The 16,790-nt window shown below is 43.7% G+C and carries 14 protein-coding genes; 8 read left to right on the forward strand and 6 right to left on the reverse strand.

What is annotated here, in order from left to right:
* Positions 1-162 precede the first annotated feature (162 nt).
* From ACMXYR_RS09005 to ACMXYR_RS09020, 4 genes are all read left to right on the forward strand, one after another.
* Positions 163-720 carry a DUF2058 domain-containing protein gene (locus ACMXYR_RS09005; RefSeq protein ID WP_415901296.1) on the forward strand — a complete coding sequence of 186 codons (558 nt, stop codon included), beginning with the start codon at positions 163-165 and terminating at the stop codon, positions 718-720.
* A 43-nt stretch (positions 721-763) separates the two neighbouring features.
* Entirely contained in the window at positions 764-2,749 is a 1,986-nt protein-coding gene (locus ACMXYR_RS09010; RefSeq protein WP_415901297.1) for a cation:proton antiporter, read from the forward strand.
* Positions 2,750-2,906: 157 nt separating this feature from the next.
* Positions 2,907-4,049, forward strand: coding sequence for a DUF5610 domain-containing protein (locus tag ACMXYR_RS09015; protein WP_415901298.1), 1,143 nt, complete (start codon positions 2,907-2,909; stop codon positions 4,047-4,049).
* Between the two features lie 122 nt (positions 4,050-4,171).
* A complete protein-coding gene (locus ACMXYR_RS09020; protein ID WP_415901299.1) occupies positions 4,172-5,923 on the forward strand; it encodes a DEAD/DEAH box helicase family protein in 1,752 nt (583 codons plus the stop codon).
* A gap of 15 nt (positions 5,924-5,938) precedes the next feature.
* Here the strand turns inward: ACMXYR_RS09020 and ACMXYR_RS09025 are convergent, their stop codons facing one another.
* Positions 5,939-6,298 (reverse strand): VOC family protein, encoded by a 360-nt coding sequence (locus tag ACMXYR_RS09025; protein ID WP_415901300.1) that lies wholly within the window; start codon positions 6,296-6,298, stop codon positions 5,939-5,941.
* 106 nt (positions 6,299-6,404) lie between these two features.
* Here ACMXYR_RS09025 and ACMXYR_RS09030 point away from each other — a divergent pair, with 106 nt between their 5' ends.
* Complete coding sequence (locus tag ACMXYR_RS09030) at positions 6,405-7,160, forward strand: hypothetical protein (RefSeq protein ID WP_415901301.1); 756 nt, start codon at positions 6,405-6,407, stop codon at positions 7,158-7,160.
* Positions 7,161-7,250: 90 nt separating this feature from the next.
* Here ACMXYR_RS09030 and cybH read toward each other — a convergent pair whose 3' ends face one another.
* The 3 genes from cybH to ACMXYR_RS09045 are packed head-to-tail and all read right to left on the reverse strand — an operon-like array spanning position 7,251 to position 10,942.
* Complete coding sequence (cybH, locus tag ACMXYR_RS09035; RefSeq protein WP_415901302.1) at positions 7,251-8,009, reverse strand: Ni/Fe-hydrogenase, b-type cytochrome subunit; 759 nt, start codon at positions 8,007-8,009, stop codon at positions 7,251-7,253.
* A 48-nt stretch (positions 8,010-8,057) separates the two neighbouring features.
* Positions 8,058-9,866: a nickel-dependent hydrogenase large subunit gene (locus tag ACMXYR_RS09040; protein WP_415901303.1), complete on the reverse strand. Its 1,809-nt coding sequence runs from the start codon at positions 9,864-9,866 to the stop codon at positions 8,058-8,060.
* Positions 9,866-10,942, reverse strand: a complete 1,077-nt coding sequence (locus ACMXYR_RS09045) for a hydrogenase small subunit (protein WP_415887894.1) — start codon at positions 10,940-10,942, stop codon at positions 9,866-9,868. Before ACMXYR_RS09045 ends, ACMXYR_RS09040 begins: the two co-directional genes overlap by 1 nt.
* 344 nt (positions 10,943-11,286) lie before the next feature.
* Between ACMXYR_RS09045 and ACMXYR_RS09050 the strand changes: the two genes are divergently transcribed.
* From ACMXYR_RS09050 to ACMXYR_RS09060, 3 genes are all read left to right on the forward strand, one after another.
* A complete protein-coding gene (locus ACMXYR_RS09050; RefSeq protein ID WP_415901304.1) occupies positions 11,287-11,691 on the forward strand; it encodes a bacteriohemerythrin in 405 nt (134 codons plus the stop codon).
* 240 nt (positions 11,692-11,931) lie between these two features.
* The gene (hisC, locus tag ACMXYR_RS09055) at positions 11,932-13,014 is read left to right on the forward strand and encodes a histidinol-phosphate transaminase (protein ID WP_415901305.1); all 1,083 of its coding nucleotides are present in this window, start codon (positions 11,932-11,934) and stop codon (positions 13,012-13,014) included.
* Positions 13,015-13,397: 383 nt separating this feature from the next.
* The gene (locus ACMXYR_RS09060) at positions 13,398-14,204 is read left to right on the forward strand and encodes a flagellin (RefSeq protein WP_415901306.1); all 807 of its coding nucleotides are present in this window, start codon (positions 13,398-13,400) and stop codon (positions 14,202-14,204) included.
* A 13-nt stretch (positions 14,205-14,217) separates the two neighbouring features.
* On the opposite strand, the gene ACMXYR_RS09065 is transcribed toward ACMXYR_RS09060, so the two are convergent.
* Both ACMXYR_RS09065 and ACMXYR_RS09070 read right to left on the reverse strand, forming a co-directional pair.
* Positions 14,218-14,619, reverse strand: coding sequence for an Hpt domain-containing protein (locus ACMXYR_RS09065; RefSeq protein WP_415901307.1), 402 nt, complete (start codon positions 14,617-14,619; stop codon positions 14,218-14,220).
* 145 nt (positions 14,620-14,764) lie between these two features.
* The gene (locus tag ACMXYR_RS09070; RefSeq protein WP_415901308.1) at positions 14,765-16,723 is read right to left on the reverse strand and encodes a methyl-accepting chemotaxis protein; all 1,959 of its coding nucleotides are present in this window, start codon (positions 16,721-16,723) and stop codon (positions 14,765-14,767) included.
* Between the last annotated feature and the right edge of the window lie 67 nt (positions 16,724-16,790).

The raw sequence follows: 16,790 nt of genomic DNA on the forward strand, positions 1-16,790 counted from the left end.
ATCCAGCTATAAAATGATTGCAGGTGCAGGGTACGCTTAAGCCCATAGGCGAACAAGCCTTATCCCTACTGGATTTGATCTATTTTCCGTTATTTTTTAAATAGTAGCGTTAACTTTTGTTATAGTTCCCATAATAACCAACAGGAGTATTACGAGTAAGTTATGGCAGGTTCACTTAAAGATCAGTTGCTAAATATGGGGCTGGTTGACCAGAAAAAAGCGAAGCAAGCAGATAGTGAAAAGCGTAAGCAAAACAAAAAAGCTAAAAAAGCACGTAAATCGGGCCAGCAAGTTGTTGATACGCAAGCTGAAAAAAAGCAGGCGCTAGAAGAGCAGCGTAAAGCTAAGCAAGAGCATGATCGTGAACTAAATCGTCAAAGGGACGATGAGCGCCGCAATAAAGAGATTGAAGCGCAATGTCGTCAAATGATCACGCAGCAACAGATCGAACTGCCAGAAGATGCCGAAGTAAGTTATAACTTTGTATACGATAATAAAGTTAAAACCATGTATGTTACTTCGCTAATCCAAGGCCAATTGTTCCGCGGCCAAGTAGCGATTGCAGCTTTAGATGAGAAGTTTTACCTGATCCCGGATAAATTTGCAGAGAAGATTGAACAACGTCTTCCAAATTACGTTATCCGCGTTCAGCCAGAAGAAGAGCCAGAAGAAGACGATCCATACGCGGATTATAAGATTCCAGACGACCTGATGTGGTAATCAAATAGCACATCAAAGTGTCTTCATGTAGTAAGGGATACGCATGTCACAGGGTTTTTTCGAGCAATTCTTGGTCATTCTTTGTTGTGCCGTTGTTGCCACAACCCTGTTCCGACGTATCAAGCTCCCTCCTCTCCTAGCTTATCTTAGTGTGGGCGCTATTGTTGGCCCCTATAGTTTAGGTGTCATCAAAGATACCCATAGCATAGAGCTTCTCAGCGAGCTTGGGGTCGTATTCCTACTCTTTATGCTCGGTCTAGAGTTCTCAGTCTCGCGTATGTTTGCAATGCGCAAGGCTGTATTTGGACTTGGTAGTTTGCAGGTCATTATCACTGCTGTCTGTTTGATGGCTATCTGTAACCTTTTTGGTCTTCCTCAAACAACATCCTTAGTTATCGCTGGTGCACTCGCACTATCGTCGACAGCTATTGTTAGCCGCGAACTGATTCAGCGGGATGAACTAAATAGCCCTCACGGTCAGCTTTCCGTCGGCACATTAATATTCCAAGACCTAGCCGCGGTATTTTTTCTCATCGTCGTACCGACTCTGAGCAGTTCTGCGACAGAGATAGACAGTGCCGAAGTAGCCTTGATGCTTCTGGAAGGGTCAACTCTACTGATTATCTTATTACTGGTCGGCCATATTGTGATGCCACTACTGTTTCATGAATCTGCACGCAGTGGCTCCAGTGATGTTTTTGTTCTGACTACACTAGCTGCTGCCCTTTTGGCCGCTTGGATTACTCACGCAGCAGGACTATCCATGGCGCTCGGTGGCTTTTTAGCAGGCATGATGCTGGGTGAGAGCCGCTATAGATATCAACTAGAAGCAGATATACGCCCATTCAGGGATGTACTATTGGGACTATTCTTTGTTTCTGTCGGCATGCAATTAGATCTTTCAGCACTGATTGATAGCTGGTATTGGATCATTCTATTTAGCATCAGCTTAATCCTCTTAAAGACCTTTATTATCACTCTCCTAGGTACGCTGCTGCATAAAGACCCAGTAAATGCCTTAAGAGCGGGTTTAAGCCTTAGCCAAGGGGGTGAATTTGGTTTTGCTCTATTAGCTTTAGCCTTAGGTAATAATCTGATTGAGCCTGATATCAATACCATCGTAGTGTCGACGATTATCATCAGCATGATTGTGACGCCGATTTTGATGAACCACACCTACAGTCTCAGCCGCTGGTTGCACAAAGACGATCCCATTGAATCAAAACAGCAGAAATTACCTGATGCCAGCCAATTAAACCCACATAACCTAGATAAACATGTAATCATTTGTGGTTTCGGCCGTGTCGGGCAGATTATCGCGCGGTTTTTGGACCAAGCAAACATTCCTTACATTGTCGTGGATAATGATCCTGTGCGAGTTATGGAAGCTGCTACCGCTGGGGAACACATCTGTTTTGGCGATGCGAAGCGTGATGATGTAATGGCTGCCGTTGGTGCTGATCGTGCTCGAATGTTAATTCTTAGCTTTCCAGAAGCTGAAACAGCGATGCAAGCACTAAAGCATATCCGCACACGCTTTGTAACACTGCCTATATTGGTCAGAACACGCGATGATTCGCAGATAGAAGCATTCCAGATTGCAGGAGCAACCGAAATCATTCCGGAAGCACTGGAAGGCAGCCTGATGATGGTCTCCCACGTTTTATCTATGTTGGGTATCAACCATCAACAAATTGAACAGCAAATTAACCAGGTCCGAGCCGAACGTTACAACCTGCTACATGGCTACTACCATGGGCAGCATTCTGAAAAAATAGACAGTCGCGGACGTATGAAAGAGATCCTGCACCCTGTTCAAATTGAAAATAACTGCAAATCGGTCGGAAAATCTTTACGTGAGATCCCTCTATCAAAACACCAAGTATCTGTTGCAATGATTCGTCGCGGAGACCATTCTGAACACAGCCCGAGTGGCGATACTCACATACAACAAGGCGATATCATTATTCTTCAAGGCCCCAATGATAAGATCGAAATTGCTGAGTCGATTATCCAAAATGGGAAGTAATTTATATTGCTTCCCTGTGACTCTTAGATGAAACAATTTCATCACCTGTGCTTTTTATTAAAGTCCCTCAACAAAACGTCGATAACCCTCTTATATTTAGTAGTACAACTAAAATACTGGGATCATTTGATCCTCTTTGTCTGTGGAGGAAAACACCGTGCAAGTTCTATTAAGTAGCCAAGCAGCCTACTCTCAGGTTCGCCAGGAAACACTGGTCACTGGTGGGTTTGCTGATGGTAAAGATAGCGACGGTCGTTCTGCATCTGCGGCAGATAAGTTAGTAGCCAAACTAGCAGAAAACATTCCGGGCATGAGTGCATCAGAGATGAAAAGCCTCGACGCTAATGATTACTCTCCGGAAAAAGTTGCATCACGTATCTCCGACTTTGTAGCACAAGGCCTTGAACAAGCCCGTGCACGCGGTGCTTCTGATGCTGACCTAGACCGTATGTATAAAGCGGCAGTTTCAGGTGTAGAAAAAGGTTTCAAAGAAGCAACTGAGATTCTAGAAGATCTCAATATGCTGACCCCTGATATCTCCGCAACAATCGAGCAAACCAAAGATCTGACGTTCGAAGCGCTGGCCGGCCTTGCGCCTACCAACGAAACAGCGTCCACACGCCAGACCTCTATCTCGGCTGCTGAACGTTATTCCAAAGCTGAATCTTTCTCCCTTGATGTTATGACTCAAGAAGGAGACAAAGTTTCCATACGTTTCAACAGCGAGGCAAGTCAAACCGCCTCTTTAGGGGCTTATTCTGACGGCAATAGCAGTGCAATTTCCTTTGGCCTTGAGCGAAGTGCAAGCAGTAGTTACAGCTTCAGCGTTGAGGGCGACCTTAACGAAGACGAATTAGACGCGTTGACAACCCTAATTCAGGATATCAATCTTATTGCAGAAGACTTCTTCAGTGGTGATGTTCAAGACGCTTTTGAACAAGCAGCTGAATTTGAAATGGACAAATCCGAGTTGATGAACTTGAATGTAACTATGACTCAATCAGCAAGTTACTCAGCGGTAGCTGCTTATGAGCAAGTTCAACAACTAGATAACCCATTAGGCAATAATGGCCGCCATTTAGGCCAGATGATGAACAACTTCGATAGCTTGGTTTCTAACCCAGCTTTGGCGTTCTTAGAAGACAGTTCATTGTTCGGGGTCGACCTGTTGGACAGCTTAATACATCAAGATATCCGCTATAAAGATGCTGATGAAGAATCCCAGAGCAAACTGGATGATAACTTCGGTCTATTGCGTGACCTTATGACCCGGTTTGATCAGGACGACGCAGACGATTAACCCCCCTTCTTAATCGCTGCGATACTTTAAACCGGCCTTTTTAGGCCGGTTTCTTTTATATGTAGTTCCGCGATAAAAATTTAGAGTATTATCCCCATCTCTATTATTTATCTTTAGCGACAATGACCAAAACCTTTTCCCTACGCCCCTATCAACAAGAAGCCGTTGATGCGACATTAGAGCACTTTCGCAAATCGGACGCTCCTGCTGTTATCGTGCTACCAACAGGTGCCGGAAAAAGTCTTGTCATAGCAGAACTTGCTCGCTTAGCACGTAAAAAGATTATGGTGCTCGCTCATGTCAAAGAGTTGGTCGAGCAAAATCACGCTAAATATGAAAGCTATGGTTTAGAAGGCGGCATCTTTGCAGCGGGATTGAGTCGCAAAGAGATCGAAAAGCAGGTTACGTTCGCCAGTGTGCAATCTGTCGCGGCAAATATTGATCTTTTTAATAACGAATACTCATTACTGATCGTCGATGAATGCCATCGCATTAATGACGACGAAGATAGCCAGTACGGACGAATCATCAGCAAACTCCAAGAGATCAACCCCAACTTAAAAGTACTTGGCTTAACAGCTACACCTTATAGAATGGGTATGGGCTGGATCTATCAGCAGCATTATCGCGGTTTTGTTAGAAGCGAACAGGAAAAACCATTTCGTAACTGTATTTACGAGCTCCCACTGAGTTACATGATTAGCCGTAACTACTTAACCCCTCCAGAAATGGAAGATGCCGCGGTCGCTCAGTATGACTTTTCAGCCTTAGATCAAACCGCATTTGGCACTTATGCTGAAAAAGATATCAATAATCTGCTAACAAAATACAATCGCGTCACCAGAGCGATCATTGAACAAGTGATTGAACGTGCGAAAGATCGCCAAGGCGTGATGATTTTTGCAGCAACAGTTGATCACGCTAAAGAGATCAGCACTTACCTTCCAGAAGATCAAACGGCTTTAATCACTGGCGCTTCCACCAGCGAAGATCGAGACCGGTTGATCAGTAACTTCAAACTTAAAAAAATTAAGTATCTGGTTAACGTCTCCGTTCTTACAACTGGATTTGATGCACCCCATGTCAACCTTATTGCAATTTTAAGGCCCACCGAATCCGTTAGTCTGTATCAACAGATTGTTGGGCGCGGTCTTAGGCTAGCGCCTGGAAAGAAAGATTGCTTAGTCATCGACTACGCAGGCAACAACTATAATCTGCACCATCCAGAAGTGGGTGAAAAGCGCCCTTCCCCTGATTCCGAACCCGTACAAGTATTTTGCCCTTCCTGTGGCTTTGCCAATATCTTTTGGGGTAAAACAGACAGCGATGGCAAAGTAATTGAGCATCATGGCCGACGCTGCAAAGGACTGCTTGAAAGCGATGATATCGATACCCCATCAGAGCAGTGTGATTTCCGCTTTAGGTTTAAAGAATGTCCTCACTGTAATGCTGAAAATGATATTGCTGCCCGCAAATGCCATCAGTGCACTAAAGCGATTATCGACCCAGACGATCAATTAAAAGATGCACTGAAACTGAAAGATGCCATGGTGATCCGATGTGCGGGGTTATCGTTGATCCGGAATCAGTCCAAGCTTCAGGTTATTTATCATGGTGAGGAAGGTGAAGAGCTGAAAGAGAGCTTCGATTTTGCGAAGCCAGCCCAGCTAAAACGCTTTAATGAGATCTTTGGGCGCCGGGTTGCAAATAGCCAAGCGCCGCAAAACTTTTCAAACATAGAAGAAGCGATAGCTTATGAATCGCTTTTAGTCGCACCAGATTTTGTCATCGGACGCGAGCAAAAGCACTATTGGCGTGTACAAGAGAGAATTTTTGATTACCAAGGTCGGTACCGTAAAGCTAACCAGCTTTAAATCGATATCACGGCTTTATTCTTTATCTGACCAAACAGCTAATTCATTGCTATTCGGATCAAGAAAATGAAAACGTCGTCCGCCGGGAAAACTGAAAATTGGCACTTTGATCTCACCACCAGCTGATTCGATTAGCGCCTGACTCGCCTCGAGGTTTGTACTATACAAAACCACCAATGCAGCACCATTACTTGAATTGGATTTCAGATCAGCTTTATAAAAGCCACCCGCCAATCCTGCGCCATCAAAAGCACAATATTCAGGCCCGTAGTCGGTAAACTTCCAGTCAAAAAGGTCAGCGTAAAAGCGCTTAGTGTTTCCTAAATTATTTGCAGGTAACTCAATGTAATTAATTTGATTGTGCACAGAACTCATTTCATATCCTCTTGATTTGAAAACTTGCAAAACCCTGAAAACGTCTATGCTTTGTATATACCTTCATTAAAAGCAACCAATTCAGCCTGACCTGATTGGAGTAAGAATGACATACAAGGTATTTATTACAACAGTTACCATATTAATGACTTCTAACTGTCTTGCAGCAGCTGAGTTAGTTATCGGGCAGACCTGCCCTGTCATCTTCCAAAACGAAGCAATTGGCTCTCTTATCCTTTCCAAACCTTGGTATCACAGCAGCCGTAGTAATGCTAAATACATTGCGAGCGACAATTCAACAGGAATAGGTATAGAGATTCATCTTAAAAGCAATTTTAGTGGTAAGGTGGACGGGTTAAATCTAGCTGATTGCGATCACTTCAGACTATTACAAGTCCGCAGAACAACAGCTAAACTCCTACCCGGAGAGAAACACATTCAGATTGATGTACCTGATCAATTCAGCATGCCTTTTTACGACAGAGCCCCTCTTGAGCACGGTTACGGCCTACATAAAACCCCCGTAGATGATTCCGACAAACCTTGGCAAGGTCGGCCGTACCTTGACTCTGCTGTTGCTCTTTATGACACCCCCTATGTTTCCGATAGTTGGGGCATTGAAGGTAAGGACATTGAGGTTCAGTTTGAAACCTGTGCAGTCTGTGAAAGAGAAAGCCAATTCGATACTGTTTTATCTTGTGGTCATTGGGGCTATCGCAGAGATTATATGGGAGGAATGACTGGCTGGAGCGAACCTGAATTTACTGGCTTTCAATGTTCAAAATCCCCCAGTCCTGACTTTCAAAAAACGCTTAATCTTTCAAACCGAATTGAATACACATACTGGATTCACTGGCGTTAGCCGCTTTGTAGCTTTAACGTGCGCACGAAAATAACCTTTAGATAAAAAACCGGGCTATTGCCCGGTTCTGATATGTTCATTGACCCAATATTAATCTGGACGGTCGTCCTTAAACATTCGCCATCCACCAATCATGGTCGAGATTAGACTCTGGCGCGACATAATATCTTCTCGAATCGCCACGTAAACGTGGATCAGGATAAACGTGATCAGATACCACATACCTAGGCGGTGCCAAGTATGTACATCCTGACTCTGCCCCATCAGTGGGATAACCCAGCCAAACATAGTATCTGCCCAACTACCCTGACCAAGGCCTTCTCCGTATAAAGCAAATCCTGTGACGATCATGAACATCATGCCGAGCACGAAGAAGAAAAACATCCCCACCTGAGCCAATGGGTTGTGGCCGATATATTTCTTCGGAGTCTTCTCCAAGAACAGATACCAGCGTACCTCATGCCATGCTTCTTTCCAGAATTTACCGCTAAAGAACGGCGGCACAAACAATTCACGTGCATGATGGTTGCCCACAAACGCCCAGTAAATCCGGCCTAGGAATCCAATAGTTACGATATATCCCGCTGTAAAATGCGCAAAGCGGATATAACCCATAAGATAGTTATCAATTGCTTCACCCGGCATCGTTGGCAAAGGAACACCAATAAAATAGCCAGTTACGCAAAGCGTGATAATCGAAAAGACGGTGACCCAGTGCCATAAACGTAATGGCGCTTCATACACATAAACAGCTGTCTGTTTTCGGGTAATAACTGATTCTCCGACAACCTGATCTGAAGCGACTTCTTGAGCTTTATCTGACTTGTCAGGTTTAACCGATGCAGTCATATAAATAACCTCCTGAATTTAGGCGCTGCATCCACAGCGCCACTATTCTTATCGAATTTTCACCTTAGTCAGCTCTTGACCATCTTCAGACATCACGTGTGTAGAACACGCAAGACATGGGTCAAAACTATGCAGGGTGCGAAGAATTTCAACGGGCTCATCAGGGCGCTCCATTGGCGTATCCAACAAGGAAGCTTCGAATGCACCAATATTGCCTTTACTATCACGAGGCGAACCATTCCAAGTAGTAGGAACAATCGCTTGATAGTTCTCGATTTTGCCATCTTTAATCTTGATCCAGTGACCCAAAGCGCCACGAGGAGCTTCGTTAATACCAACTCCCATCGCTTCTTTCGGCCAACTACTTGGATCCCATTTCTCAACATTGGCAGTCGAGCTATCACCCGCTTTAATGTTGTTAACCAGTTGATACCAATCATCCAACATAGTGTCCGCACAAAGCTGACACTCAAGTGCACGCGCCAATGTTCGACCTAATGTACTTGGTAAGAACTGCTTAATGCCGAGATCCAGCCCCGTAGACTGATTGAATTCAGATAACGAGCGATCAACCTGCTCCTGAACATGCTCAGTACCAGAAGCATAAGCAATGATGTAGCGCGCTAAAGGCCCCACTTCCATTGCATGACCACGCCAGCGAGGTGCTTTAATCCAGCTGTACTTCGCAGATTCATCCAGTTCTTTAATATCTGTTTTAGTACCTTTTGTATTAGGGCCAAGCTCGAAGCTAGGCTCTGTCTCACCTTCCCATGGGTGCAAGCCCTGCTTCTCGCCTTCATAACGGTACCAAGAGTGATCAACAAACTCTTTAATCTGTTCTGGATCACGTACATCTACTGGATGCACTTCATCCCAGTTACCGTTAACAATCGCACCTGCAGGCAGCAGATCAGTAGATTTATCATATGGCACTTGAGTGTACGTACCGTAAGACAGAAGGTTCTCTGAAGCTAAGCCACCACCGTACAACCAATTTTTGTAGATGCCAGCGATTGCCATAACATCAGGGATGTATACGTTCTTGGTAAACTCTTGTGCTTCACGAATACGCTCTAACACATAGTTCAAACTGGTCATATTTATTGGCGCTCCTGAAGCACCAACATCATCTAGATTAATCGCACATGGCACACCACCTACCATGTAGTTAGGGTGCGGGTTCTTACCACCAAAGATGGTATGAATTTTTACAATTTCTTTTTGGAAATCCAACGCTTCTAGATAATGAGCAACCGCCATCAAGTCAGCTTCTGGCGGAAGCTTATAAGCAGGGTTATCCCAATAGCCATTAGCAAACAGGCCTAGCTGACCACTTTCAACGAACTTTTTGAGACGAGTTTGCACATCCTTAAAATAACCTGGGCTAGATTTCGAATGATGGGGAGAAACCATCTGCTGCAGTTCAGAAGTAGCCTTAGGGTCAGCTTTCAGAGCATTAACTGGATTTACCCAGTCCAACGCATGTAGATGATAAAAATGTACGATGTGATCGTGAATCTGCAGGGTTTTATCCATCATGTGACGGATAAGATGTGCATTCAAAGGCACTTGGATACCTAGAGCATCTTCTACCGCACGTACTGATGTCAGTGCATGGGTACCAGTACAAACACCACAAATTCGCTCTACAAAGGCCCAAGCATCTCGTGGGTCACGACCCTTCAAGATCACTTCAAGGCCACGCCACATAGTACCGGTGGATACAGCATTACGAATAATGTTGTTTTCATCCACATTGACTTCACAACGCATATGCCCTTCGATTCGGGTTACTGGGTCTACAACAATGCGTCGGCCACTGTTATCTAAATCACTTGCATTAAATGGCTTATTCATTATTCCTGATCTCCTTTATGCTGAGCACGCTTAACCGCGCTGACGGCTGCATGTGCAGCAACTGCAGCACCAACACCACCCGCTACAGCCATACCAATCTCATCTGCATTTTTTTCGATACCAAACTGATGAATATCGGTTAGGCGGTTATAAAACGAGCCTTTATCCCAGAAACCATCTTCAGAACATCCAATACAACCGTGACCTGCCTGAATTGGGAAAGAGACACCCTCATTCCAACGCACAGTTGAACAAGCGTTATAAGTAGTTGGACCTTTACAACCCACTTTATAAAGGCAGTAACCTTTACGCGCACCTTCATCATCCCACTCTTCTACGAACTGGCCGGCATCAAAGTGTGGGCGGCGATAACACTTATCGTGAATACGCTGGCTGTAGAACATTTTTGGACGACCTTGACGGTCTAGCTCAGGCATTTTTCCAAACGTCAGCATATAAGTGATAACACCGGTCATTACCTCAGCGATTGGAGGACAACCTGGTACTTTGATAATTGGTTTATCAGTAATAACTTTATGGATAGGAACCGCTTGGGTTGGGTTTGGACGTGCAGCTTGAACACAACCCCAAGATGCACAAGAGCCCCACGCGATAATGGCAGCAGCATCCTTGGCTGCATACTTCAGTTTTTCAACAAAAGGTTTACCACCGGAGATACAGAACATGCCATCTTCATTTAATGGCGGGTTACCTTCTACGGCAAGGATGTATTTACCTTTATATTTTTCCATCGTTTCATAAAGGATTTCCTGCGCTTGGTGGCCAGCTGAAGCCATCAAGGTGTCGTCGTAATCCAAAGAGATCATGGATAGAACAACATCTTTTACCAACGGGTGAGCCGAACGAATAAACGATTCAGAACAGCAGGTACACTCTAAACCGTGCAACCAGATTACCGGTGTACGCTCTTTGGTTTCCATTGCATGCGCAATTCTAGGCGCAAATGTTGGCCCTAAACCTAAGGCTGCAGCCGTTAAACTACAATATTTCAAGAAGCTACGACGTGTAATACCCTGACGTCGCATAACCTCATAGAAGGTTTCAATTTGTGACATATGTCTCTCCGCCAATGCCAGCCACCACAGCTATGCCCTCATTTTTTAATTAGCTATGCATAACTACGTGTAACATTTTTATTTTTTTGTTCAGTCATCTATTGGCAAAGTTCGGGCCAAAAAATATTAACCATATATTTCAATAGGTTATATATAGCATTCAAATATAGAGAGGGATAAAGACTAACCAGTCACCCAGATAAAATGGTTAATCCCTTAACACCTATAAACTCTGAGGCCATTTAGATGTATTTTAGATATATGTTTTTTTTGACTGATATCAATATCTAAAAAGCGATGAAGAGATAAGATGGATTTGCGTTTCCAATAGAGAGGACTTACCTATGCAAGTTGAAGTAACCGATATCCCAAAAGTCGCGGTTGATTTTATGAATGATGATCATGCAGAAGCTGTCACCCTTCTTAATCAGTTATTCAACACTTTGGAAACAGGCAATGACAGTGAAGTTGATGGTGCTTTATCAGACTTTTACCAACACAATGCAGAACACTTCGCCCGAGAAGAAGAACAGATGATACGAATCAACTTCCCGCCCTACACATGCCATAAAGGTGAACACGAACACGTATTAGAAGAGATGCGTGAGACGCAGCAACAATGGCAAGCAAACCATGACCGCGCTGAATTAAGCAGCTATCTTAAAGACACGGTAATTCCTTGGTTTGTAAATCATATAAATACCATGGATACGGTAACAGCTATGTTTATCAGCCGTCATTGCGCCTAACTAGCATCGGCCACTAAAAATCCGAATTTTAACTAACAGTCGAGCCTCCCCACTCGGCTGTTAACCTTTGCTGTAATCGTATAAAAATACGAATAGGAAAACGGTATAAATATTTTGTTATAGATTAACAAACCAGTCTGTTGTTAAACGCGTAAGCAAATTCTGCTATCCTTCTGCGAAATTATTCACTCATGCAAAATAACACAGCATATCGCTGTCCTTGAGTATTACGGATCAATAATGAGCAAATACTGGAGTGACGCAATTCAGCGTCTAACACCTTACGTGCCAGGCGAGCAGCCTAAAGAAAGCGGTATCACAAAGTTAAACACCAACGAAAACCCTTACCCTCCTTCACCTAGGGCGGCAGCGGTTATCAATACCTTTGATACAGCTAGGTTACGACTCTACTCCGACCCAGATTGCACTCAGTTAAAAGATGCACTTGCTAGCCACTTTGAAGTCGAGCGCAAGAATGTCTTTGTTGGCAACGGTTCTGATGAGGTGCTTGCTCATACCTTTGCAGCGTTTTTCCAACAAGAACAACCGCTGCTCATGCCGGAATTCACTTACAGCTTCTATCCGGTTTACTGCAACCTATTTGATATCGAATTCAAACTGTTACCCCTAGGTGAGAACTTTGAGTTAAACCTCGAAGACTATAACCAGCCTAATGGCGGTATCATTTTCGCGAACCCGAATGCACCGACTAGCCGCGCGATCGAGTTAGGTGAAATTGAAGCATTGGCTCAACGCAATACTGAGACTGTAATTGTGGTTGATGAAGCCTATGTTGATTTTGGTGCTTCTAGCGCGATCGAATTAACCAAACAATATGACAATGTATTGGTTATTCAGACTTTCTCCAAATCTCGCTCTCTAGCAGGTATGCGTGTTGGATTCGCAATTGGTCACGAAGATCTTATTGCAGGCCTAGAACGTGTCAAAAATAGCTTTAACTCTTACCCGCTAGACATGCTAGCAATTGAATCAGCAGTTGCCGCTGTTGAAGATAATGACTACTTCGAAGCGACTACTAAGAAGATTATCGAGACCCGTGAGTGGACCGTTAACCGTTTAGAAGAGTTAGGTTTTATCAGCTTGCCATCAAAGACCAACTTCCTATTCAGCACACATCGTTTTATAGAAGCCGCTGAGTTGATGGGCTTCCTTCGTACTAAAAAGATCTTGGTGCGTTACTTCAGTAAACCAGGCATTGATAACTATCTCCGTATATCTATTGGTACTCAAGAGGAGATGGAGCTTCTAATCAGTACCTTAGAACAACACCCAGATATCTGTAAGATGCCTGTTGAATCTTAAGCAGCTCTACTTACCTACGCCAAAGACTCTGATAAAGCTGCCTTTAAGGCAGCTTTATTTTATTCGAGCCTCAAATTAATCAAACTTAACTAATACTCAATGTACGGGGTCAAAAAGGCGTAAATACCCCTGATTAATTAATGGACACTAAGGAACCATTGGCGTCACGAATATTTATACCTATCATTAGTTTTACTTTAGGGCTGCTTCTTTACCTAGAGTTTATGAGTACAACGGTTTTGTACTCGTCCGTGTTTATTCCATTGCAAGATTTCAGGGCGTACATTTGTGCGCCCTTTTTTTATCAATTTCACGTGAACAGAAATCATCTCTAAATCACTCACTAAGCACTATACTGAAAAGGTTAAATCAGGAGTGCACTCATGCCTATCAATCCAACTGGTTTTGCTACCAGCCCCTACTCGCAGTTCAACCAGATTCAAAACCGCATTAATGAGACTGGAGAACAGTTAGCTTCTGGGCAGCGTATCAATAATGCAGCTGTTGACCCTGCTGGCCTGCAAGTGCTTATCGATTTCCAAACCCAAATTAGGGGAAATAGCGCAGCCATTCGCAATAGTCTTGATGGTGTTTCAGCTCTTCAAGTTGCTGATGGAGGCGTTAATCAGGCAAATGATTCTCTGCAACGTATACGAGAACTCTCTATTCAAGCTCAAAACGGCATTCTTAATGACAGTGATCGTGCGGCTCTGCAGAGCGAAGCCGATGCACTGTTAAGTGGCATCCAGGACACCCTTGGTCAAAGTACATTTAATGGTCAATCATTACTCGAAGAAGATGGCCAACTTCGCTTACAAACGGGCCCAGGAACTGAAGATTCTCAAAATGTCACAACCTTCAATGTAAGTGATGCGTTTGAGAATAACGGTCTATTCACTTTAGATATAAGCAACGCAGGCGCTCTGGATATAATCGATCAGAGCCAATCTTTTTTAGCGACCGTATCCGGTGAAATTGGCGCTAATCAAAACAGATTAGATAGCACGATCAATAGACTCACAGAAACGAATATCAATGAAGCATCAGCAGCCTCTGTCATTGGTGATACAGACTTTGCTCAAACGGCATCAGAACGTGCCAGCGCCCTTATCCAACAAGAGGTAGGCATTGCACTGCAAGCTCAAGCCAATGCCAATCGAGGGCTCGTACTCAACTTACTTGGTTCATAAAAGTCAGTCGTATTCAGGACAACAAATTGGACGCGCGTACAGCACTCTTGAACTCAGCCAAACTCGAGTTCAAACACTCCAAGAGCTGAGCCTGAGGAACACTCTCATTTTGCTTGGCTTTTTCTTCCACGAAACTGGCTAAAGCACCTAACCTTTCCCCGCCTAACATTCGCGATGAGCCTTTTAAGGAATGAGCTATTTTTCTCAGCTGCGTTTGATCGGCATTATTAAGCGCCTGACTAATCTCGTTAATTTCGCGCTGAGCACTTTCCCAGTAGATATTAAAAACATTCTCTAGGTATTTAGCATCTAGTTTTAGCGCAATCGCTGTTGCCTCATTGAAAACCGTCATCGACATCAACTCACTTAAAGACTTAGATGAAGACACATTTGTTACGTTCACTTGAGCAATCACTGTTAACTCCCTGATACCCATCTAGACAGGCGTAAATCCATTCTTTGATAACAATAGTGAAAATCCTAAACAATAAAAGGTTACTTTAGAATAGGCACAAAAAAGGGGTGATAAATCACCCCTTGTTCACTTATACAAGTTCAATTTAGTTCACTTTAAAACGTTGCACCATTTCTTGCATACGCGCCGCAACATCACTTAAGGCAATGCTAGAATTAGCTGTCTCATCTGCCGCTACTCGGCTCTGTTCAGCGATCACACGTACATTACTCAAGCTTTGGCTAATTTCATCCGCTACAACACTTTGCTGTTCCGCAGAGCTCGCAATCTGAGCATTCACATCATTCATCTGTTCAACTGTCATACTGATTTGGTTCAATGCAGAATCCGCCTGATCAACAAGCTCAATACACTGATTAGCTTCTTGTGTGCCTTGATTAACCACGTTCACCGTCAAGTTAGCACGAGCTTGTAGATCATCAATCAGATTGTGAATCATCTCGGTAGATTGTTGTGTACGCTGCGCAAGAGAGCGCACCTCATCAGCAACTACGGCAAAACCTCGCCCCTGCTCACCTGCTCGTGCCGCCTCAATCGCTGCATTCAAGGCAAGTAGATTGGTCTGTTCTGCAATCTCACGAATCACATCAAGAATGGCATTGATATCCCGCGTTTTTTGCTGCAAATGCTCAACTTCAGAAGAGGTTTTATCCAAGCTCGAAGAAAGGCGATTCATACCCTCAGTCGCAATCTGCATTTTTTTTCGGCCTTCCATAACCTGATGGTTAGCACTATCAGCAGAAGAGGCAGCACTAGACGCATTATCCGCAACATGTTGCGCCGTATAAGCCATTTCAGTAACAGCAGAAGCTACTTGGTCAGTCTCTTCCTGCTGCTGCATAGTTCCCGCACGAGCCTGTTCAGTCAGAGCTGCTAACTCTTCCGCCGACATACTCATGTTGTAACCTGCCTTATTAATTTCAGTGATCATCTCTCTGAATCTAATGGTGGTGTGCCCCAAAGAGCCCTGCAACTTCCCCACTTCATCTTTACGGCTTGTTTCAAGCACCTGAGTCAAATCACCTTCAGCCAAAGTATCCGCGTAACTAACAGCTTCTAGAATAGGACGAGTAATCATTCGCGTAATCCAAAGCGCAAAGAAAACGCCCAAAATGACGGCAATGACAGAGATCACGATCACAGAAATAAGGCCCTGATGATTGTGCGACTGTAGCATTGGCCCTAAGGAATCTTGATCAGCAATAACAGAAAGCTTTACCTTTTCGACATTACTTGCCACTTGAGGACCAATCACATCAAGTGTATCGATAACAAGGCTGTTGCGAAGGTCGATCGTCTTATGAATTTCCAATGTTGCTGCCAGATATTTATCTCTAGCTTTAGCAAATCGATCTAGGAGCTGTATTTCGTTATCTAGCAAAAACACTTTTTTCAGACTTTCTAAGTGTTTAGTCAAAGCACCATCTAGCTTGTTAATCGCAACCTGGAAATCTTCTTGATGGTTCTTTTCCATAAACCGAACAAGATACAATCTTGCTAACAATAGATCCTCTTGTAGATTAGAGGCTAGGTATGCTAATTCTGGCTCACTACGGTTATTTGCCAACATTCTTAACTGAGTAATACTGTCACGCATCACAGGTCCTTGCTGTGCTAATGTGTTGTAGTACAACTCATCCTCAGTTTTAACTAGGCCAATAACCTTCTGGAAGGTCGTTTTATACTCTTCTAACAGCACTGCAGTTTCCGTAATTAAACGGCTACGTTCAGGATTGTTTATCTCTTTTTGGGATTGCTCAAGAAACTGATTCATTAGAGCCATGCGTTGTTCATATTGCTCTAATGATTGATTGTCATGGCTGATTAGAAAGTTTTTTACTGACATGCGCACTTTAAGCATATTCGCTTGTAAGCGTCCTGATAGATTACTGTCGCGCGCCAACTCACGGTATTGAACAAAGCCATCTTCCGCGTGGTGTAAGCCTTTAATACCTGTAAACGATGCCGCCACCAGCAATAACAAGATAAAACCGAAGCTCAAGCCGATCTTACTACGTAAATTAAATCTGTTTAGCTTATTCATGTATTTGCACTTACTACATTAGGATTAAAGAATTAAATACAAAGGATAATCAATAGCAGTTGATAGT

This window comes from Neptuniibacter sp. QD29_5, from assembly GCF_047778125.1.
Classification (GTDB): domain Bacteria; phylum Pseudomonadota; class Gammaproteobacteria; order Pseudomonadales; family Balneatricaceae; genus Neptuniibacter.